Origin of the sequence: Arthrobacter sp. TS-15, from assembly GCF_006964045.1 — a bacterium.
Taxonomy (GTDB): Bacteria; Actinomycetota; Actinomycetes; order Actinomycetales; family Micrococcaceae; genus Arthrobacter.
Window position 1 is genome coordinate 46,021 of sequence record NZ_SDXQ01000048.1, and the last position, 19,990, is coordinate 66,010.

Below are 19,990 nucleotides of genomic sequence, written 5' to 3' on the forward strand. Positions count from 1 at the left end.
CGGTGATGGGGCGCCGGGATCGGCACTAAACTGGATGGGTGACTTCAGAGGACCTATCGGCCACCCGAGTACCGGCAAGCTCCAGCCTAGCCAATCGTTACGGCGGTCAAAAGCGCGCCATGACGCGCAAGACCAAGCGGAACATCGTCATCGCCGCCTTGGTCCTGGGGATTGGGTTCGCCGCCTACGTGGCAACGGGCTCCGCGCAGGCCCCGGTCACGTTCAAGGACATTGGGTACAGCACGGTGGACGACACCCAGGCAGAGGTTGATTACCAGGTCACAAAGTACCCCGGAGCTACAGCCAAATGTGCCATCAAGGCCTTGGATTCGAAGTTCGCGGTGGTGGGCTGGAAGGTAGTGGAAATCGGGCCCAACGATCCCCAGGATGATCCCGACGGCGGCAGCACCACCGCGCAGCGAACTGTCCTAAGGACCGAGTCCCCGGCTGTCTCGGGAGTGGTGGACAACTGCTGGATCGTGGACAGCGGCAAATAGCATCTCGTGTGAGCCAAGACTCAACCGGTTTGGGTTCGTCCAAAGGATTTACTACAATGGATGAAACCTTCACCCCGTTAAGTTGGTTACTGAGTATCACGAGTGGCCACCTCGGCGGGGTCTTTTTGCATTGTCAGATCTAGAGGAGAAATCCGTGTCTACCACCAACAGCGCCACTGCAGCTTGGCTCACCCAGGAAGCATTCGATCGCTTGACGGCTGAGCTGGACCACCTTTCCGGCGCTGGCCGGGCGGATATTGTCCAGAAGATCGAAGCTGCCCGCCAGGAAGGCGACCTCAAGGAAAACGGCGGCTACCACGCAGCCAAAGAGGAGCAGGGCAAGATCGAGGCACGTATCCGCCAGCTCACCGCCCTTCTGCGCGACGCCCATGTGGGCGAGGCCCCGGCAGATGACGGAATCGTTGAGCCCGGCATGCTGGTCATTGCCCGCATCGCCGGTGACGAAGAGAAGTTCCTTTTGGGTTCGCGTGAAATCGCCGGTGACTCGGACATTGACGTCTTCAGCGAGAAATCGCCCCTGGGCGCAGCGATCATCGGACACAAGGAGGGCGACAAGCTGAGCTACATCGCTCCCAACGGTAAGGAAATTCCGGTGGAGATCGTTTCGGCCAAGCCGTACGCAGGCTAAGCGGCGGCTCACCCGGCCTGAGAACACGACGCCGGTCCACCCCTTTTCGGGGTGGACCGGCGTTTTTCGTGTGCTCACCCAACTGGTCGTCGTGCACTCAGTTGTGTAGGGGCACGCTGGTAGGGGTGGGGGCGGTTGGGTTAGTGGCGGTTGGGTTAGAGTACGGCGGGCTTGGGCTTGGGACGCAGCAGGATAGCAGCAACGACGCCGCCTATTGCCCCGCCGAGGTGCGCCTGCCACGAGATGTAACCCATGACCGTGGGAAGCACGCCGAAGAGGATGCTGCCGTAGGCCATGAACAGCACCACGGAGAGCAGGATTTGCCACCAGCTGCGGTTGAAGAATCCACGCACCAGCAAGAACGCGAAGAACCCGAACACCAGTCCGGATGCCCCCACGGTCACCCCTCCCCCGCCGATCAGCCACACCGCCAGCCCTGACCCGAGCCAGCTGAATGCCAACGCCGTGATGAACACGCGGATGCCGGACAGGAACACCAGGAAGCCGAAGATGATCAGCGGCAGCGTGTTGGACAGAAGGTGGTTGAAGTTAGCGTGCAGCAGCGGAAAGGTCAGGATGTCCAGTACCCCGTCAATGGAGCGGGAGCGCAGACCAAAGGTGGAGTTCAGTCCGTGGCGCATCAAGGTATTGAGGATCTCTATGACGTAGAGCAGGACAACGAAGCCGCCCATAAAGAGCAGGCCGCCTTTCGCCCGCCCGGCCAAAGATTCGCGCGCCTCTTCCTTTGATTCCTCAGGCATTCCAAGCACCATGGGCGCCCCTTCCGTCAGTGCACCACGATCGGCTGGAAGCCCTCGGCCCGCAGTGCACCGAGAACCTGCTCGCCGTGTTCGTGGCCTTTGGTTTCCAGGTTGATAGTGATGGAGACGTCCCCCATGCTGATGGAACCACCCAAACGGGTGTGGTCCAGGCCGGTGACGTTGGCATCGTTTTCAGCGATGATGCGGGCTATGGTGGCCAACGAACCCGGCCGGTCATCGAGCATCATGCGGACCGTCATGAAACGGCCTGCGGCCGAGAGACCGCGCTGGATGACTTTGAGCATGAGCATGGGATCGATGTTGCCGCCGGAAAGCACGACGGCGGTGTTCCCCGGGTTGTCGATCTTGCCGTCCATCAGTGCGGCTACTCCGACCGCCCCGGCTGGCTCCACCACCATCTTGGCGCGCTCGAGGAGGAAGATCAGGGCACGGGCGAGCGAGTCCTCGCTCACGGTGACTACGTCGTCAACAAGCTCGCGGATGATGCTGAAGGGCAGTTGCCCCGGACGTCCTACCGCAATGCCGTCGGCCATGGTGGTGACCTTTTTCAGTGGCACCAAGGCATCGGCGGCAAGGGAGGGCGGGTAGGCGGCGGCGTTTTCTGCCTGTACGCCGATCACCCTGATCTCGCGGCCAAGTTCCTTGGCCCTGGCCTTGATGGCCACAGCTACGCCTGCCAGCAGCCCGCCGCCGCCAACACCCATGAGGATGGTGTCTACGTTGGGGATCTGGTCCAAAATTTCGAGCCCGATGGTGCCCTGTCCGGCAACAACATCCACGTTGTCAAAGGGGTGGACAAACACTGCGCCTGTCTCGTTGGCGTAGCGTTGCGCTTCCGCCAAGGCCTCATCCACGTTGTGGCCGTGCAGGACCACCTCGGCGCCGTGGCTCCTGGTGGCCGCCAGCTTGGGCAGGGCCACACCCAGGGGCATGTAAATGCGGGCATTGATGCCCAGGCTCTTGGCCGCCACTGCTACACCTTGGGCGTGGTTACCGGCTGAGGCCGCCACGACGCCGCGCTTCTTTTCCTCGTCCGTCAGGCGCGCCATGCGCACGTAGGCGCCGCGAACCTTGAAGGAGCCTGCGCGCTGCAGGTTCTCACACTTGAAAAAGACGTTGCCGCCCACGAGGCTGCCCAGCGCACGGGACGACTCCACAGGAGTCTTGGTAATAATGCCCTCGAGGAGCTCCTGCGCCTTGAGGACATCGTCCAGCGTGACGGGCAGGGTTTCGAGGGTATTCACTGACTATTCTCCTTTGTTGGTGTCGGCTTGAGGCTCCTCAACAGAGGCGCTCCCCGAAGCCTTGGTCTTGCCGGTGACGCCTTTGGCGAGGCGCGATTCGGGCCGTGGGAGGTGGACCTCCTTGAAGTTGGCATCACTGTCCGGCCCCGCCGAAGCGGCAGCCGGCTGGAGTTCCACACCGCCCAATCCTTCATCATGTTCCCACGTCCGGCCCGCAATGTAGCGAACTGCCGTGTTTACTACGGCGAGCAACGGAACCGCGAACAGGGCTCCGGGGATGCCGGCCAGGTACGATCCGGCGGCAACTGAGAGGATCACTGCCACCGGATGAAGTGCCACGGCCTTGCCCATCACCAGGGGCTGCAGGATGTGGCTTTCAAGCTGCTGCACCACCAGCACGATTGCCAGCATGATCAGTGCGTTGATGGGCCCGTTGGCCACGAGGGCGAGCAGGACCGCGATGGCACCGGTCACCAAGGCACCCACCACCGGAATGAACGAGCCGATGAACACCAGCACCGCCAAGGGCAGGGCCAACGGGACCTGGATGATGGCTGCGCCGACGCCGATGCCCACAGCATCCACGAACGCGACGAACATTTGAATTCGCACGTAGCTGACCATGGACGTCCAGCCCCGGCGCCCGGCGCCGTCAGTGGCCCTCCGTGCGCTCCTGGGCAGGAGCCGGACCATGAAGGCCCAGATCCGGGGTCCCTCCAGGAGGAAGAAGATAAGTATGAACAGTGCAAGGACAAGACCGGCCGCGAAGTGACCGGCAGTGCTGCCGAAGGACAACGCGCCGCTGAGGATGCTGCTGCTGTTGTTCTGGAGGGCGTCCGCGCCGTCGGAAATGTACTGGTCAATCTGGTCTGCGGTCAGGTGCAGCGGCCCATCGGCCAACCACGTCTGAATCTGCTGGATGCCTGCCAGCGCCTCCTGCCAGAGGGCGCCAAAGCCTGTCACCAGTTGCCTGCCAACCAGCGCGAGGGCACCGCCGATCACGCCAATGAAGCCCAGCACTGTGATGGCAACCGCTCCCCCGTTGGGTACCTTGCGGTTGCGCAGCCACTTCACTACCGGGTGCAGCAAGCCGGCCAACAGCGCAGCAACCATCACCGGGATAATGAGGAAGCTAACTTTGCCCAGCAGCCAGACAAGGGCGCCGATCATGAGCAGGATCAGGCCGGCCCGCCAGGACCAGGCTGCTGCAATGCGCACCCCATACGGGATGTCTTCGGCAATTTGGCGGTCAGAACGTGTTTTGGCGTCCGGTGTTGGCGTCATGAACCCATAATTCCGTAGGGCGCGCCGTATGGGAAACCGGCTCTCACTTCCGGGACATTTCCAAGCCCGTCGGAGCCATTCCCAGGCTTTTCCGAGTCCAGGGAGCTATAGGGAGGCTGCGATTCCCCAACGCATGGTGAATGCCTCGCCCGGCGCCAACCACCGGAGGCCATCACCGCTGTTGAAGGCGTTGGCCGGCCCGGTCATGGGTTCAAGGGCAACGGCTTTGGAACGGCCTGGGAAGGTGTCGGTGACGAAGACGTGAACATATTGGCAGTTTTCGTCCTGCTCCAGGCTCACACTGCGGCCATCCGGTGCGGTCAGCGTATGGCGCGCCGAGCCGCCGTCGAACGCCAGGTCAGTCAAGGCGACGTCCACCAGCAGGCCGCCTACTCGGGCACCACCGGAGAGGTCGTACTCACCGTCCGCAGGCGCGGTGCTGCGCGGAATGAGGCGCTCGTCCGCCACCAGCCGGGTGGCAGCCCGGACGGTCAGGACCAGGTCCTCGGGGGCTACATCGCCGATCCGCAGGTACGGGTGCGCGCCCAGGACGAAGGGGGCATTGCTTTGGGAATCGTTGATCAGCGTCTGGGAGACGCGGAGATCAAGGTTCTGGTCCAGTTCGTAGCGCACCTGGTGCCGCACCAGGAACGGGTAGCCGTGCTGGGGAAATACTGTGGCTTCCAGCGTCACGGAGAACTCGGATTCGTCCACCAGCACGTACCCGGTGTTGCGCAAGAGTCCGTGGCTGGCGTTGTTGCGTGAGGCCTCGGTGATGTCCAGTTGCTGCTTCTTGCCGTCCAGGTACCAGATCCCGTCCTCTACCCTGTTGGCCCACGGCGCCAGGGTGATACCCGTGGCACCGGGGGCAATGTGGTCGTCGCCGTAGCTTTCAGTCAGCTCGACGCCGCCACGGGAGTAGAGTCGCAGGCCGGCGGCGAGCTCGGTAATGACGGCGAGCGCATCGCCCCGGCGGAGCTCGAACTGGCGGCCCGTGGCGAAGCGGCGGGACTCGGACTGATGGGCGTTATCGGCTGGCGAGGGGGAGACAGACATGGCAATACCGTACTGCATTGCCTGACCTTCACGGCGAGATGAATGTTAGCTTTTGTTAGAAACTATGCGTTTTTGGTCACTTGTGAAATACTGAACCTATGAGCCGCATCACCAGCACCCGCCTCGCGGACAGCCGAGAGCTGATCTACTTCGACGACCCCGGAACGCCGGAGCGAACACCGGATTCCCTGGTGGACCACCGCGAGCTTCCTGCCCGTGGCGAGCCAGGCGAGGTGCGCTACGACGCTTTGTCCGGTGACTGGGTGGCGGTAGCTGCCCACCGCCAAACCCGTACGCACCTTCCCCCTGCTGATCAGTGCCCCATCTGCCCCACCACGGCTGCTAACCCTTCGGAAATCCCGGCATCGGACTATGACGTGGTGGTGTTCGAGAACCGCTTCCCTTCATTGGGTCCGGCCGTGGGTGATATCCCCCCGCTTCCTGCACCCGGGCACTCCGGCCACAGCCTCAAGGGCCCGGCGTACGGCCGCTGCGAGGTTGTCGCCTTCACACCTCAGCACACCGGCTCCTTCGCTGAACTGGGCGAAACACGTGCGCGTACGGTCATCGAAGCGTGGGCCCAACGCACTGAAACTCTGAGCGCCCTCCCCGGCATCAAGCAGGTGTTCCCGTTCGAGAACCGCGGCGCGGACATCGGCGTCACCTTGCACCACCCGCACGGCCAAATTTACGCTTACCCCTACGTGACCCCCCGCGCCGCCCAGCTCGGTGCGGTAGCGCGAAAGTACTACGACGACGTCGACGCGAAGGAAACGCTCGGGGCCTCCCTCCTCAAGGCCGAACGTGAGGACGGCAGCCGCATGGTCCTGGAGGCCAAGCACTTCAGCGCCTATGTGCCGTTCGCTGCGCGCTGGCCTTTGGAAGTCCACCTCGTTCCGCACCGCAGCGTCCCGGATCTTGCCGCGTTGACGGGCGAAGAACGCGATGAGCTCTCGCACGTCTACTTGGACCTGTTGAAGCGGCTCGACGCCCTCTACCCCACCCCCATGCCGTACATCTCTGCCTGGCACCAGGCACCCTTGGACCCTGCCCTTCGCCCTGCAGGCCAACTGCACTTGCAGCTCACCTCTCCCCGCCGTGCTGCCGATAAGCTGAAGTACCTGGCCGGTTCCGAGGCCGCCATGGGCGCGTTCATCAACGACACCACCCCCGAGGCAGTGGCGGAACGGCTGCGTAGCGTCGCCGCACAACCTTCGACTATGACTCTGGAAGGCACACGAGCATGACCACCACTACCGAGACCAGCGTCCTCGCCGCCCGCTTCCAGGAAACGTTCGGCGCAGCTGCCGACGGCGTGTGGCAGGCACCGGGACGGGTTAACCTCATCGGCGAACATACGGACTACAACGAGGGCTTTGTGCTGCCCTTCGCTATCGACAAGACAGCAAAGGTGGCCTTGCGCGTCCGAGACGACTCGAAGGTGCGCATGCTGTCCACCTTCGGCGGCCACGGAATCGTGGGAGCCGACCTGGCGGACTCGGAACCCGGGTCAGGTGAAGGGTGGTCACGCTACCCCCTCGGCGTCGCTTGGGCGCTTAAGGAACGTGGCGTCACGGTGCCTGGCTTTGACCTCCTGCTCGACTCCGATGTTCCCTCCGGCGCTGGTTTGTCTTCCTCCCACGCAATCGAGTGCGCCGTCATCTCGGCCCTCAACGAGTTGACTGGCGCCGGTCTGGCTGCCGAAGACCTGGTGCTCGTTACCCAGCGCGCCGAAAATGTGTTCGTAGGCGCGCCTACGGGCATCATGGACCAGTCGGCTTCCCTGCGTGGCGCCAAGGGGCACGCCGTTTTCCTGGACTGCCGCGACCAGCATGTGGAGCTGGTCCGGTTCGACGCAGAAGCGTCCGGCCTGGTCCTGTTGGTCATTGACACCAAGGTGTCGCATTCACACGCCGACGGCGGTTACGCCTCCCGGCGCGCGTCCTGCGAGTTGGGTGCCGAGATCCTTGGCGTCAAGGCACTGCGCGACGTCGGCGTGGAGCGTTTGGAGGAAGCCTCCGGGTTGCTGGACGAGACGACCCTCCGGAGAGTCCGCCACGTGGTCACCGAAAATGATCGCGTACTTCAGACAGTGGAAACCCTGGACTCCCAGGGCCCTGCCGCGATTGGTGCACTGCTGGATGCCAGCCATGTCTCCATGCGCGACGATTTTGAGATCTCATGCCCGGAACTCGACCTCGCCGTGGACACATCCCGGGCCAACGGCGCCATCGGTGCACGCATGACCGGCGGCGGCTTTGGCGGATCAGCCATCGCACTGACTCCGGTGGGCCAAGAGCAGCAGGTTCGCGACGCCGTCGTGCGTTCTTTCGCGGAGACGGGCTTCACCGCACCTGACATCTTCACCGTTACCCCGGCAGAAGGCGCCCTGCGCCTCGCCTGACGCGTTCAGTTCCACCGTGCTAGCGCCCGGCGTCCCAGCGGATGCCGGGCGTAAGCTGGGGCCATGACTGAGGCTGTCATCGTTGCTACTGCCAGAAGCCCTATTGGCCGGGCCTTCAAGGGTTCCCTCAAAGACGAACGTCCGGATGACCTGGCCACCGCCATGGTGCAGGCCGCCCTCGCAAAGGTTCCGGGCTTCGATCCCGCCGCCGAGGACGGGCAGGGCCTGGACGACATCCTGCTGGGCTGCGCTGAACCCAGCGGTGAGGCCGGATCCAACATGGCACGGGTGGTTGCCGTCCTGGCGGGTTTGGACCGCGTACCCGCAGCAACTATCAACCGCTTCTGTGCCTCCAGCCTGCAAACCCTGCGGATGGGCTTCCATGCCATCAAATCCGGGGAGGCGCACGCGATCGTGTCCGCCGGGGTGGAGAGTGTGTCCAGGTACCAGAACTGGGCAGGGGCCGGCGAAACGGATTCCTCTAACCACAACCCTCTTTTCGAGGCAGCGGCCCAGCGTACTGCGGCGCGCGCGGCCTCCAACATCCCGTGGACCGACCCGCGTCTCGGCGGGCGGCTACCCGATATCTATATCTCCATGGGCCAGACCGCCGAAAACGTGGCCACAAGCTTCGGAATCAGCCGGGCCGAGCAGGACGAGTGGGGTGTCCTGAGCCAGAATCGCGCCGAAGCCGCCATCGCCTCAGGGTTCTATGCCCGCGACATCACGCCCTACACGCGCAAGGACGGAGTTGTGGTGGAGCGCGATGACTCGCCCCGGGCCGGGGTCACCTTGGACGCCGTCTCCGCGTTACAGCCTGTGTTCCGTACGGAGGGGACCGTGACTGCAGGTAATGCCTGCCCCCTGAACGACGGTGCCGCGGCTGTGGTGGTCATGAGTGACGCGCGCGCCCGCGAATTGGGCCTGCAACCGCTGGCGCGGGTGGTGTCAACCGGCGTCAGCGCCCTCTCCCCGGAGCTTATGGGCATGGGTCCCGTGGAATCGACCCGGCGGGCCCTCGCCCTGGCAGGACTGACCATGGACGACATCGACCTCGTGGAGCTCAACGAAGCCTTCGCCGTGCAGGTGGTGGCGAGCGCCCGCGAGCTGGGAATTGATCCATCGAAGCTGAACATCCATGGTGGCGCCATCGCTTTGGGCCATCCCTTCGGCATGACCGGGGCCCGAATGACCAGCACGCTCCTCAATGGGCTCAAAGAACGCGACGGAACCCTGGGCCTGGCCACACTGTGCGTCGGCGGAGGCCAGGGCATGGCCGTGGTTTTTGAGCGCTTGAGCTAGCCGACAGATCTTCAGGTGGCGAGTGGTTGGATCTGACCCCTCAGCGACACAAAAATGCCCCCGAAGACTCTTCGGGGGCATTTCGCGTTGGAGCTGTTGGTAACTAGTCGTCGCCTCGAAGGATTGCCAGCAGGCGGATGATTTCAACGTAGAGCCACACCAAGGTGACCGTCAGGCCGAATGCCGCAACCCAGGAGTACCGCTCCGGGGCGCCTGCACGGACGCCTTCCTCGATGCTGGTAAAGTCCATGATCAGCGAGAATGCGGCCAGGCCGATGGCCAGGATACCGATGAAAACGCCGAGCGGGATGCCGAAGAACTCAACGCTTGTGCGCAGACCGAAGGGCTCCTGCACAACACCGGTCCACGACATCACCAGGTTGATCAGTGCGAAGACCGCGTAACCGATAGTGGCGATCATGAAGAAGCGCACCATCTTGGGGGTGGCGCGGACCTTGCCGCTCTTGAAGAGCACCAGGGTGACGCCGAAAACTGCCAGCGTACCGATGACAGCCTGAAGGCCGACACCGGGGTACATGCCATCCAGGACTCGGGTAAGTCCGCCCAGGAACAGGCCTTCAAGGCCGGCATAGGCGAGGATCAGGGCCGGTGAAGGCTGCTTCTTGAAGGTGTTGACCAGGGCAAGGACGAAGCCGCCCAGTGCACCAACGATCATCAGCATGGTGGAGAGGCCGGGAGCAACGAAGAGAGTGACGCCGGCACCGATGATCAGCACAACGAGGCAGGCGACGGTCTTCATGATGACGTCGTCATAGGTCATGCGGCCGGTGTCGGCCGGGCCTGCAGCAGGCTGGTTGTACATCTGCTGCAGCTGCTCGTTGGTCATGTTCTGCTGCTGGGCGGACCATGCTGCGTGGCCGTCCATGACCTGGCTCGGTGCACGGCCGGGTGCTTGGTTGAACTGCTGGCCGTACGGGTTCTGCGGTACAGGCGGGGCCTGCTTTGCTCCACGGAAATTCTTTCCGTTGAAGACTGGGTTTCCGCCAAGTGCCATTGCGGGTGTCCTCCTGAAAAAGGGCTAGTGATAATTCACGGTACCAATTACCACGTGCGCGCGGCAGGGAAAGTTCCCTTGTTCACCCAGACGAAACTCAACCGTGACAAGAAAAGGACCAGCGGCTGCTCCCGGAGGTTTGCGAGCATTGGTGCATCACAAGTTGCCTATAGCTTCACAGTTGTTATCTGATCGCGATCTTCCCAGCCCCGAACTGGGCGTTTATTGCCTCCACCGGGCGGTAACATAGGCCACACATGGGTGACTTAGATCACAAACGAGGCAGCTAGGCAAGAACAATTCACAAGCCCCATGACCGTTCGCACCGGCTGCAATGGCGCAGCCGGGACCACCCCCACTGTGGAGGTTTCCATTTTGAGAAGCACACTGCGCGACCCGTCCATGAGACGGTCCAAGGGACTGCAGAGAGTTGTGGGGGCGCTGTTCGCAGCCCTCATTACCGCTCTGTTGATCGCCGCCCCTTCGGCACAGGCAACCACCCCCTCGCCTTCGCCGTCACCGACGTCGTTCCAAAACAACATCAGCGGGTTCCTCCGCGACGATGCCCGGGCCCCCATATCCGGAGTCAAGATCAAAGCCACGGGCAACGGATTCGAAGGTGAAGCCACCTCCGGTGCAAACGGAGCCTGGACCATCGGCGTTCCCGTCCAAGGTACTTACACCATTGAGCTGGATACCTCCACGTTGCCGGAGGGAATCGCACTGGCCGAGGGACAGGACAATCCCCGTGATGTCACCTTCAGCCAAACATCCAACTTGTCGGTGATCTTCGCCTTTGGCGAGGGCATTGTGGTGCAGCAACAGGACTTCGGCCAAAACCTCCTCAATCGCCTCGTTGCGGGTCTTAGCTTCGGCCTCCTCCTTGCACTCGCCTCAGTTGGCCTTTCCCTGATCTTCGGAACCACCGGCCTGACCAACTTCGCCCACGGTGAGATGGTGACGCTGGGCGCGGTACTGGTGTTCATGTTCAATGCCTTCGGGCTACCCTTCTGGCTGGCGATCCTGCTTGCCCTGGTGGGCGGCGGTCTCTTCGGATACGTCCAGGACGCAGGGCTTTGGCGGCCCTTGAGGAAGCGTGGCTCCGGCCTGGTCCCCATGATGATTGTCAGCATCGGCCTGGCACTGGCAATCCGCTACGTCATTCAGTTCTTCTTCGGCGGCGCAACACAACAGCTGCCCGGCGCGCAGAGTGCTGAGATCCAAATCGGACCTGTGTCGATTTCTCCGAATAATCTGTGGTCCCTGATTATCAGTGCCGTGGTGATCGCTTTGATCGGCATCGTCCTGCTTAAGACCCGCCTCGGCAAGGCGACCCGCGCCGTAGCGGACAATCCCGCACTGGCAGCTGCCTCCGGCATCGACGTTGACTCTGTGATCCGCATTGTCTGGATTGTGGGCGGCGTCCTCGCTTCCCTCGGCGGCATCCTGTGGGCGTACTACCGTCCAGGTGTCACCTTCGACATGGGCTCGCAGATCCTGCTGCTCATCTTCGCCGGCGTGACCCTGGGTGGATTGGGAACCGTCTTCGGCGCCCTGATCGGCTCCATCGTCGTAGGTATCTTCGTGGAACTGACTACCGTGTTCGGCCTGCCCGCCGACCTCAAGTACGTCGGTGCGCTGTTCATCATGATTGTTGTTCTTCTGTTCCGACCGCAGGGTATCCTCGGCCGGCGTGAGCGTGTGGGTTAGGAGCGGGCCATGGACTTCGGATTTATTCTCTCCAGCGCCCTTGGCGAATTGTTCAGCCCAACGACGGCGGCTTACGCACTTGCCGCTCTGGGCCTCGCGGTGCACTTTGGCTACTCAGGGCTGTTGAACTTCGGCCAAGCCGGCTTCATGGCCGTGGGTGCCTACGGTTTCGCCATTTCCACCCTGACGTTCGACGCACCGTTCTTCCTGGCATTGATCATTTCTATTCTCTGCTCGGTCATCTTCGCGTTCATCCTGGGCATACCTACTCTGCGGCTCAGGGCGGACTACCTGGCCATTGTCACCATTGCAGCGGCAGAAATTGTCCGCTACGTAGTCACCACCAATCAGCTCACCAGTGTCACAGGCTCCGCCAACGGCCTGGCAGCGTTCGAGAACACCTTCTATGCCATGAACCCCTTCCCCGAGGGTTCCTATATGGGCATGAACAACCGCGACTTCTTTATCCGCGTGGTGGGTTGGGGACTGGTCATTGTGTGCTGCGTCCTGGTGTGGCTCCTGATGCGCAGCCCATGGGGCCGTGTCCTGAAGGGCATCCGCGAGGACGAGAACGCCGTCCGCTCCCTGGGCAAAAACGTCTACGCCTACAAGATGCAGGCCCTGGTCATTGGTGGCGTGCTGGGTGCCTTGGCGGGCATGATCTTCACGCTCCCCCGCGGTGCCGTCCAACCGTCCAACTACGGCACGGAACTGACGTTCTTCCTGTGGACCTGCCTCCTGCTCGGCGGTATGGCCACTGTCCTGGGGCCGGTTATTGGAGCCATGATCTTCTGGGTTGTGCTCTCACTGACGCAGAGCTTGCTCTACGGCCTCATCGAATCAGGAATCATTACCTGGCTGACCACCGTCCAAGCTGGCCAGTTGCGCTACATCCTGGTGGGTGTTGCGCTGATGCTGCTGATGATCTTCCGCCCGCAAGGCGTCTTCGGCAATAAGAAGGAGCTTGCTTTCGCATGAGTGAGACCAACGAAAACAACATTGACTACATGACCGATTCGCGGCCTATCGCCGTCGGGGAAAACACCCCCGGCTGCAAGAAGCGCGATCCCATTGTGGTGGCTGAGGACGTCACCCGTTCCTTCGGCGGCATCAACGCCGTGGACGTTGAATACCTCGAGATCCCGCGCCACAAGATCACCGCTTTGATCGGTCCCAATGGCGCAGGGAAGACCACGCTGTTCAACCTGCTCACTGGCTTTGACACTCCCAATACAGGTAAGTGGCAGTTTGAAGGCAACAGCCTGGCAGGGGTCTCCTCTTACAAGGTGGCCCGCATGGGCATGGTCCGCACCTTCCAGCTGACCAAGGTGATGGGCAAGCTGACCGTTATGGAGAACATGCGGCTCGGCGCGGCGAACCAGCCCGGCGAGCGACTCTCCAAAGCCCTGTTCAAGGGCATGTGGGGTGGACGCGAAAAGGAAATTACGGCCCAAGCCAACCTGCTGCTGGAAAAGTTCAAATTGGACGCCAAGAAGGACGACTACGCAGCATCCCTCTCCGGTGGCCAGCGGAAGCTCCTGGAGATGGCGCGTTCCTTGATGGTCAAGCCCAAACTGGTGATGCTCGATGAGCCCATGGCCGGCGTGAACCCGGCCCTGACGCAGTCGTTGCTGGACCACATCAAGAACCTCAAGGCGGAGGGCATGACCGTTCTGTTCGTCGAGCACGACATGAACATGGTCCGCCACATCGCCGACTGGGTAGTGGTCATGGCCGAAGGCAAGGTTGTTGCCGAAGGACCTCCGGGCGAGGTCATGAAGAACCCCGCTGTCATCGATGCCTACCTTGGTGCGCACCACGATGTGGACCTGGGCGACGCCGAAGGCATCAAGGAACTCGAGGCTGAACTGGAAGCTGACGAAGAGTCCGTGGTGGGAACCGAAGATGCAGGCATCCTGTCCGAAATCGAAGAAACCAAGAAGGAGGACGGGAAATGAGCAGCAGCATCAGCGAAATGCCCGCCTCGGCGGCCGCCCCGGCCGGTGATTCCGTAGTCAAGGTCACTAATCTCGTGGCCGGTTACATTCCCGGCGTCAACATCCTCAACGGCTGCAGCATTGAGGCCCGCAAGGGCGAACTCATTGGCATCATCGGGCCTAACGGCGCCGGTAAGTCCACGCTCCTGAAAGCCATGTTCGGTTTGGTGAAGGTCCACTCCGGCACAGTGGTGGTCCGGGGCCAGGACCTCACCGGGTTGAAGGCCAACAAGCTGGTTACCCAGGGCGTGGGCTTCGTGCCGCAAACCAACAATGTTTTTGCCACGCTGACCATTGAAGAGAACCTGCAAATGGGCATGTTCCAACGGCCCAAGGACTTCTCCGAACGCTTCGACTTTGTGACCAGCCTCTTCCCTGAACTGGGAAAGCGGCGCGCCCAGCGTGCAGGGTCCTTGTCCGGTGGTGAGCGCCAGATGGTGGCCATGGGCAGGGCACTAATGATGGACCCGGCCGTGCTGCTCCTTGACGAGCCGTCGGCAGGCCTCTCCCCCGTCAAACAGGACGAGACCTTCCTGCGTGTCCACGAGATCAACCGCGCCGGTGTTTCAGTGATCATGGTGGAACAGAATGCCCGCCGTTGTTTGCAGATTTGTGACCGCGGATACGTCCTGGACCAGGGCAAGGACGCGTACACCGGCACGGGGCGCGAGCTCATGAAGGACCCCAAGGTCATCCAGCTTTACTTGGGTACTCTGGCGGACGAGGTCTAGCTGCGTCAGCCCCGAAGGCCTGGTTCCGGTGTCGCTCCGGAGCCGGGCCTTCGGCGCGTCCAGGGACGTTCAGGAAAGCTCAGGGGCGTCCCTCAAATGTGGCGCTGGTGCTGTCCTTCGGCACCACCACATGCACCGCGTTGCGTTGAACAGTGAAGTCGGTGGGTGTCCCGGTGGTGATCTCGCCGTCGAGGTTCACCGGCAGTGGCGGGGTGGTCACCAGCCTGACCCTTTGGCTGGTGACATGGTGCACTCGCTCGTTCTCCACAAATTTGCCGTTCTTGAGCGAGCGAGCGATTTTTGCTTGCTCACGCAGGGGAGCCATCAGGATTGCGTAGATGTCCAGGGTGTGGTCATCAATCCCTGCGGTGGGAGAAACTGCATTGCCGCCGCCGTAGTAGCGTCCGTTCCCTACAGCCACCTGCAACAGGTTCTCCAGCTCCACAGGCTGATGGTCCCCCTCCGGGAACTCCAGACGGGCGTGGAATGGCTTGTGCTTGGCATAGGAGCGCACCGTAGCCACTCCGTAGGCCATGGGTCCAATGAGCCGCTTGAGACGCGGACTGAGGGCTTGGGTAACGGCTACGGACAGGCCGGCTGAAGCCACGTTGAGGAAGGGCTGCCCATTAGCCCGGCCGAGGTCTATATCCACTATTTTTCCCTCGGCGAGGGCTTTGCAGGCCTCACCCAGGTCCTTGGGGATCTCCAGCGTCCGGGCAAGATCGTTGGCGGTACCCAGTGGAAGCACACCCAACGCCACGTCCGTACCCGCCACCAGTCCTGCGGCGGAAGCAACCGTTCCGTCTCCTCCGCCCACCACCACAAGGTCATGCCCTCCAGTGACCGCCCGTTCCAAAGTCCGGTTGAGGTCCCCGGCCTCGTCCACCGTATACATGGCCGAAACCGGAAGCCCTGCCGCGTCCAGGCTCCGGACCACCAGCTCCCGGGCAGCAGAGCCTTTGCGTGAACCGGTATTGATGACCACCGCGATGGAGCGGGCTTCCCGGGTTAGCTTCATGTGGACATGGTAGGTCCACCGCCTGTGTGAAAGCTTTATTGAAGCTTGGGGAGACGCACAACGGGCCCCCTTCCTGGTGAGGAAGGGGGCCCGTCGCTAAAAGCGGCCTAGTTGGCGTTCAGCTTAGAGCTTGCCGAACTCTTCGCGGACCGGCTTGTAGGTGTTGTCGTCCTGGTATTCGTAGATACCGATGTATGCCTCGGTGGGGTCACCGGCATCGGAGAAGGTTACCGGACCGGACTGTCCGTCGTAGTCAATATCCTTGCCCTCGCGGAGCAAGGTGACACAGGACGGGAAGTTCGTGCACTTCTCGCCACCTTCAGAGACTTCCTTGAGCTTGGCTGCGATGTCCGTGCCCTTGGTGCTCTTGGCTGCCTCAGAGGCCAGCGCGATCAGATTCACGGCGTCGTAGGACTCACCTGCGTAGCTGTAATCCTTCAGCGCGGGATCGATTGCGAGGAGCTTCTTCTTGAAGTCGTCCTTGGCGAACGTACCGGGGATGGTTCCCTGTGCGCCCTTCATGGTTCCGGCTTGGAAGTCCTTGCTGTAGTCCGAGGTGTTGCCGTCAACCATGAACAGCTGCGTGGGCTTGACGCCCTTGCCGGTCATCAGCGGGACGATGCTCTTGGCTTGGTCGAAGGTAATCAGTGCGATTGCATCCGGCTTGGCTGCGAGGACCTTGTCCACCTGGCTGCTGAACTGCGAATCGCCCTCGTTGAAGAGCTCTTCAGCAACAACCTTGCCGCCGGCTGCCTCGAAGGCTTCCTTGACGTTCTTCTGCAGGCCGGTTCCGTAAGCGTCGTTGAGAACGATCATGCCAACGGTCTGGGCGCCACAGGTGGCCATGTAGTTGCCCAGGACCTTGCCCTGGAGCACATCGGAGGGTGCGGTGCGCCAGTAGAGGCCCTTGTCATCCCATGTGGTGAAGTCAGGCGAGGTGTTTGCCGGAGAGAAGTGGATGACGCCGGCGCCGGTGATCTGGTTGATGACCGTCTTGGAAACGCCGGACGAGGCCGCACCGATCACTGCGCTCACACCTTGGCCCAGCAGGGCCGTGGTGGACTGCGTGGCGATGTCCGTCTTGGTGTCGCCGGAGTCGCGGTGGGTTACTTCCACCGGCGCACCCAGAACGCCACCGGCGTCGTTGACTTCCTTGATACCGAGGTTGACGCCGGCAATTTCGGGCGGGCCAAGGAACGCCAGCGACCCCGTTGTCGGCAGGAGCGATCCAAGCTTAAGCGGCGTAGCCGTCGTTGTGGTCGAGGGAGGTACTGGTCCCGTGTTGGTGGCAGCCTGGCTGTTGCCGGCTCCCGCCCCGCCGCTCGGTGCCGGGCAGGCGATACCTGCCGCGGCGGCGGAAGAAGACCCAGTCTGGGTGGGCGTCGAAGACCCACCACAAGCTGTGGCCAAGAGAGCGACCCCAATGCCAAGCGCTGTTAGCTTGGCGGCTCGGGGCGCCGCTGGGGAAAGATCAAACATGCGTTGTCTCCTCGATCGAAAGGTGCGAACTGCCTTTGATGCGATTACTCAGGTGTTCCTGATTAGGACTCAAACTAGTGCAATTACCCCCGGAACATAAGTGATTCAGGTCACATCCCTATAACACTCGTTGCCTGTGGGGAATCTCCGAGGTGGCTGGGAAAATGCGCTGAGGAGAAGAACGATGCACTGGAAGGGAGAAAGAGCTCTCACCTTGCCGCTGTGCCCCAGGTGGGACTCGAACCCACAACACGCGGATTTTAAGTCCGCTGCCTCTGCCAATTGGGCTACTGGGGCGCCCGGACCATGGTATCTCAGCTAGAGCCTGTTGAATGGCGCGGCGTAGCGGAAGGTGCCGCTGGCGTCGTCGGGCCACCCCGGAAGGGCCAACAACTGGAAGTGGTCTCCCCACGCAGCCTCGGGCGGTTCAACGCCTAACGACGTAGCCGGAACATAGCCGAAACGCGGGTAATACAGTGGGCTGCCAAGCAAAGCGATCCCGGGCTCTCCAAGGGCCGTGGCGCGTGCCGCCGTTTCGCGCATCAACGCAGAACCCACTCCACGCCGCTGGAACGGTGGAAGCACGCCTATAGGGCCCAGTGCAAGGAGCTCCAGCTGGTCCACCCAGCCCCTGGTGCTGATGGCGTGCCCCACTATCTCCCCACCCATCTCAGCTACGATGCTGAGCTCCGGAATGTATTCGCTGCACTCAAAGAGCTCCTTCAGGAGCCCCACCTCAATGGGCGTACCTTCAACAGGTTCGCCGGTCACCGGTGAGACGGAAAAGGCCCGCGCAGTGAGTTCCAGGATCTCGGCCCGGTCCTCGGGCTGTTCGGAGCGCAGGACCACGCCGCGTGCCAGAAGCCTCAGCACATCCATGGCCCTGCCCGCGTCCGCCGATGGCACCAGGAGGTGATCGTGGTGGAACCCGGCAAGGACATTGCAGCTGATGCCCGCGTGCGTCAGCGCCGCGCTGACCGCTGCGGTCAGGCCCACGGCCTCCAGTGCCGAATGGACCTGCAGTGTGATCCAGGTGGCCACGAAATCGTAGCTAAGGCCCAACGAGTCCGCTTCGTCGCGGTGAAGGACAACAGTCAGGCCCTCAGCCTCCCGAACGGCCGCCTCGATGCCGCCCTCCAATGGCCGGCCGTGCGGCCACAGGGCGTACACGTACTCGCCGTCACGGGCTACGGGATGAAGGGATTCCAGGAGGGTCTTCAGATCGGTTTCACCGGACATGAAGACAGTCTAGGGGCAGCCGTGCAGCGGCACTTCTTAAAACGCAGACGGTTAAACGCCGACGGCGGCCACCCCCTCAAGGGGACGGCCGCCGTCGAGCGTGTACTACTTGGCGTCAGCAGTTACCGGAGTCTTGACTTCCTGGGCAACCGGCTTGGCTTCCACCGGTGCCGGAGCGGCAGCGGGCTTGGGAGCCGGAGTAGCCGCAGCCACGAAGGCACCGCGCGGGTTGTCCAGGTCCATCAGCTGCGTGGTGTCGCGGCCTGCGAAGAAGGCCAGGATCCAACCGAAGATCACACGGAACTTGCGCTCCACCGTGGGCATGGCCATGCCGTGGTAACCACGGTGTGCCAGCCAGGCGAGGCCGCCCTTGAGGCCGATGCGGCCGAGCAGGTTGATGTTGGCAACACCCTTCCACTCGCCGAATCCGGCTACGGCACCGAGGTTCTTGTGCTTGTAGTCGTGCAGCGGCTTGTCCCAGCGGGAAGCCCAGAGGTTCTTTGCGAGCTTCTTTGCCTGACGAAGTGCGTGCTGGGCGTTGGGGACGCAGGTGCCGTCCGGCAGGCCCTTGCCCGTGAGGTCCGGAACGGCGGCGATGTCGCCGGCGGCCCAGGCGTTCTCCACAATGCCTTCATCGCCGGCGATGCGGAGGTCCGGGAGGACGCGAACGCGGCCACGCGGTTCCAGCGGGAAGTCGGTGGAACGGATCATCGGGTTGGCCTGCACACCGGCAGCCCACACCAGGGTGTCTGCTTCAACTTCGCCGGCAGAGGTCTTGTCAGGGAGGTTGATCAGCTTGAGGTTGCCCTCGGCGCTGTCCAGGGAAGTGTTCAGGAGTACTTCGATGCCGCGGCTGCGGAGGTGCTCCACAACCCATTCGGCCTGCGAAGCGGTGACCTCGGGCATGATGCGGCCCATGGCTTCGACCAGGATGAAGCGGACTTCCTCCTGGCGGATGCGCGGGTTGTTCCGCACAGCTGCGCGGGCGAGGTCTTCCATTTCGGTGAGGCATTCGATGCCGGCAAAACCGCCACCGACAACTACGAAGGTCAGTGCCTTGGCGCGTTCTGCGGGGTCAGTCATGGTGGAAGCGGATTCAATACGCTCCAGCACCTTGTTGCGCAGTGCAACGGCTTCTTCGATGGTCTTCAGGCCGATGCCCTTGTCCGCAAGGCCCTTGATGGGGAATGTGCGGGTGATGGCGCCGGCTGCGATCACGACGTCGAAGTACGGGATCTCGAAGTTTTCGCCGCCATCGGAGGGGGCGATCACCGCGGTGCGGTTTGCGTGGTCGATGCTGGTGACGCGGCCCTGGATGAGCTCAGTCTGCTTGAGGTGCTGACGGTGGGAGACGACGGCGTGGCGTGCCTCGATGTTGCCGCCGGCAACTTCCGGAAGGAAGGGCTGGTAGGTCATGTACGGCAGTGGATCAACGACGGTGACGATTCCGCCTGCGTTCGCGATCTTCTTCTGCAGTTTGAGTGCTACGTACAGGCCGACGTAACCGCCGCCGACGACGAGAACCCGGGGACGGTCAATGAGCTCTGGGGTGGTTGCCATGATTCCAGAGTACAGCACTTTGT

Annotated in this window: 18 protein-coding genes and 1 tRNA gene; 9 read left to right on the forward strand and 10 right to left on the reverse strand. The window is 62.5% G+C overall.

What is annotated here, in order from left to right:
- Window positions 1–38: 38 nt before the first annotated feature.
- Together EU811_RS19095 and greA are read left to right on the forward strand one after the other, a co-directional pair.
- On the forward strand, window positions 39–497 hold the full coding sequence (locus tag EU811_RS19095) for a DUF4307 domain-containing protein (RefSeq protein WP_142939884.1): 459 nt from the start codon (window positions 39–41) through the stop codon (window positions 495–497).
- A gap of 154 nt (window positions 498–651) precedes the next feature.
- The gene (greA, locus tag EU811_RS19100; RefSeq protein WP_142939885.1) at window positions 652–1,146 is read left to right on the forward strand and encodes a transcription elongation factor GreA; all 495 of its coding nucleotides are present in this window, start codon (window positions 652–654) and stop codon (window positions 1,144–1,146) included.
- 155 nt (window positions 1,147–1,301) lie between these two features.
- Here the strand turns inward: greA and EU811_RS19105 are convergent, their stop codons facing one another.
- From EU811_RS19105 to EU811_RS19120, 4 genes are all read right to left on the reverse strand, one after another.
- On the reverse strand, window positions 1,302–1,919 hold the full coding sequence (locus tag EU811_RS19105; RefSeq protein ID WP_142939886.1) for a rhomboid family intramembrane serine protease: 618 nt from the start codon (window positions 1,917–1,919) through the stop codon (window positions 1,302–1,304).
- Between the two features lie 14 nt (window positions 1,920–1,933).
- Window positions 1,934–3,172, reverse strand: coding sequence for a threonine ammonia-lyase (ilvA, locus tag EU811_RS19110; protein WP_142939887.1), 1,239 nt, complete (start codon window positions 3,170–3,172; stop codon window positions 1,934–1,936).
- A 3-nt stretch (window positions 3,173–3,175) separates the two neighbouring features.
- Window positions 3,176–4,456: an AI-2E family transporter gene (locus EU811_RS19115; RefSeq protein ID WP_142939888.1), complete on the reverse strand. Its 1,281-nt coding sequence runs from the start codon at window positions 4,454–4,456 to the stop codon at window positions 3,176–3,178.
- Window positions 4,457–4,561: 105 nt separating this feature from the next.
- Window positions 4,562–5,512 (reverse strand): aldose 1-epimerase family protein, encoded by a 951-nt coding sequence (locus EU811_RS19120; RefSeq protein WP_238703462.1) that lies wholly within the window; start codon window positions 5,510–5,512, stop codon window positions 4,562–4,564.
- A gap of 98 nt (window positions 5,513–5,610) precedes the next feature.
- Here EU811_RS19120 and galT point away from each other — a divergent pair, with 98 nt between their 5' ends.
- From galT to EU811_RS19135, 3 genes are all read left to right on the forward strand, one after another.
- Window positions 5,611–6,759, forward strand: a complete 1,149-nt coding sequence (gene galT, locus EU811_RS19125; protein ID WP_142939890.1) for a galactose-1-phosphate uridylyltransferase — start codon at window positions 5,611–5,613, stop codon at window positions 6,757–6,759.
- Complete coding sequence (galK, locus tag EU811_RS19130; protein ID WP_142939891.1) at window positions 6,756–7,916, forward strand: galactokinase; 1,161 nt, start codon at window positions 6,756–6,758, stop codon at window positions 7,914–7,916. The genes galT and galK overlap by 4 nt, the downstream gene beginning before the upstream one ends.
- Window positions 7,917–7,979: 63 nt before the next feature.
- A complete protein-coding gene (locus EU811_RS19135) occupies window positions 7,980–9,218 on the forward strand; it encodes an acetyl-CoA C-acetyltransferase (RefSeq protein ID WP_142939892.1) in 1,239 nt (412 codons plus the stop codon).
- Window positions 9,219–9,321: 103 nt separating this feature from the next.
- On the opposite strand, the gene EU811_RS19140 is transcribed toward EU811_RS19135, so the two are convergent.
- Entirely contained in the window at window positions 9,322–10,233 is a 912-nt protein-coding gene (locus EU811_RS19140; protein ID WP_142939893.1) for a Bax inhibitor-1/YccA family protein, read from the reverse strand.
- A 312-nt stretch (window positions 10,234–10,545) separates the two neighbouring features.
- On the opposite strand from EU811_RS19140, the gene EU811_RS19145 reads away from it, so the two are divergent.
- The 4 genes from EU811_RS19145 to EU811_RS19160 are packed head-to-tail and all read left to right on the forward strand — an operon-like array spanning window position 10,546 to window position 14,671.
- A complete protein-coding gene (locus EU811_RS19145) occupies window positions 10,546–11,943 on the forward strand; it encodes a branched-chain amino acid ABC transporter permease (protein WP_142939894.1) in 1,398 nt (465 codons plus the stop codon).
- A gap of 9 nt (window positions 11,944–11,952) precedes the next feature.
- Entirely contained in the window at window positions 11,953–12,921 is a 969-nt protein-coding gene (locus EU811_RS19150) for a branched-chain amino acid ABC transporter permease (protein ID WP_142939895.1), read from the forward strand.
- Window positions 12,918–13,901, forward strand: a complete 984-nt coding sequence (locus EU811_RS19155; protein WP_142939896.1) for an ABC transporter ATP-binding protein — start codon at window positions 12,918–12,920, stop codon at window positions 13,899–13,901. The genes EU811_RS19150 and EU811_RS19155 overlap by 4 nt, the downstream gene beginning before the upstream one ends.
- Window positions 13,898–14,671, forward strand: a complete 774-nt coding sequence (locus EU811_RS19160) for an ABC transporter ATP-binding protein (protein WP_017198706.1) — start codon at window positions 13,898–13,900, stop codon at window positions 14,669–14,671. Before EU811_RS19155 ends, EU811_RS19160 begins: the two co-directional genes overlap by 4 nt.
- 79 nt (window positions 14,672–14,750) lie before the next feature.
- Here EU811_RS19160 and EU811_RS19165 read toward each other — a convergent pair whose 3' ends face one another.
- From EU811_RS19165 to EU811_RS19185, 5 genes are all read right to left on the reverse strand, one after another.
- Window positions 14,751–15,689 (reverse strand): lipid kinase, encoded by a 939-nt coding sequence (locus tag EU811_RS19165; protein WP_142939897.1) that lies wholly within the window; start codon window positions 15,687–15,689, stop codon window positions 14,751–14,753.
- Between the two features lie 123 nt (window positions 15,690–15,812).
- Entirely contained in the window at window positions 15,813–17,168 is a 1,356-nt protein-coding gene (locus EU811_RS19170) for an ABC transporter substrate-binding protein (protein ID WP_142939898.1), read from the reverse strand.
- Window positions 17,169–17,391: 223 nt separating this feature from the next.
- Window positions 17,392–17,465: transfer RNA gene (locus EU811_RS19175), tRNA-Leu, on the reverse strand.
- Between the two features lie 21 nt (window positions 17,466–17,486).
- Entirely contained in the window at window positions 17,487–18,407 is a 921-nt protein-coding gene (locus EU811_RS19180) for an N-acetyltransferase (RefSeq protein ID WP_142939899.1), read from the reverse strand.
- Window positions 18,408–18,512: 105 nt separating this feature from the next.
- Entirely contained in the window at window positions 18,513–19,967 is a 1,455-nt protein-coding gene (locus EU811_RS19185; protein ID WP_142939900.1) for an NAD(P)/FAD-dependent oxidoreductase, read from the reverse strand.
- Window positions 19,968–19,990: the final 23 nt, after the last annotated feature.

Excerpts from the sequence above, each read along its gene's own strand:
- EU811_RS19105 (WP_142939886.1), bottom strand. The coding sequence starts at position 1,919 with ATGGTGCTTGGAATGCCTGAGGAATCAAAGGAAGAGGCGCGCGAATCT.
- EU811_RS19115 (WP_142939888.1), bottom strand. The coding sequence starts at position 4,456 with ATGACGCCAACACCGGACGCCAAAACACGTTCTGACCGCCAAATTGCC.
- EU811_RS19120 (WP_238703462.1), bottom strand. The coding sequence starts at position 5,512 with ATGTCTGTCTCCCCCTCGCCAGCCGATAACGCCCATCAGTCCGAGTCC.
- galT (WP_142939890.1), top strand. The coding sequence starts at position 5,611 with ATGAGCCGCATCACCAGCACCCGCCTCGCGGACAGCCGAGAGCTGATC.
- galK (WP_142939891.1), top strand. The coding sequence starts at position 6,756 with ATGACCACCACTACCGAGACCAGCGTCCTCGCCGCCCGCTTCCAGGAA.
- EU811_RS19135 (WP_142939892.1), top strand. The coding sequence starts at position 7,980 with ATGACTGAGGCTGTCATCGTTGCTACTGCCAGAAGCCCTATTGGCCGG.
- EU811_RS19140 (WP_142939893.1), bottom strand. The coding sequence starts at position 10,233 with ATGGCACTTGGCGGAAACCCAGTCTTCAACGGAAAGAATTTCCGTGGA.
- EU811_RS19145 (WP_142939894.1), top strand. The coding sequence starts at position 10,546 with ATGACCGTTCGCACCGGCTGCAATGGCGCAGCCGGGACCACCCCCACT.
- EU811_RS19150 (WP_142939895.1), top strand. The coding sequence starts at position 11,953 with ATGGACTTCGGATTTATTCTCTCCAGCGCCCTTGGCGAATTGTTCAGC.
- EU811_RS19155 (WP_142939896.1), top strand. The coding sequence starts at position 12,918 with ATGAGTGAGACCAACGAAAACAACATTGACTACATGACCGATTCGCGG.
- EU811_RS19160 (WP_017198706.1), top strand. The coding sequence starts at position 13,898 with ATGAGCAGCAGCATCAGCGAAATGCCCGCCTCGGCGGCCGCCCCGGCC.
- EU811_RS19165 (WP_142939897.1), bottom strand. The coding sequence starts at position 15,689 with ATGAAGCTAACCCGGGAAGCCCGCTCCATCGCGGTGGTCATCAATACC.
- EU811_RS19170 (WP_142939898.1), bottom strand. The coding sequence starts at position 17,168 with ATGTTTGATCTTTCCCCAGCGGCGCCCCGAGCCGCCAAGCTAACAGCG.
- EU811_RS19180 (WP_142939899.1), bottom strand. The coding sequence starts at position 18,407 with ATGTCCGGTGAAACCGATCTGAAGACCCTCCTGGAATCCCTTCATCCC.
- EU811_RS19185 (WP_142939900.1), bottom strand. The coding sequence starts at position 19,967 with ATGGCAACCACCCCAGAGCTCATTGACCGTCCCCGGGTTCTCGTCGTC.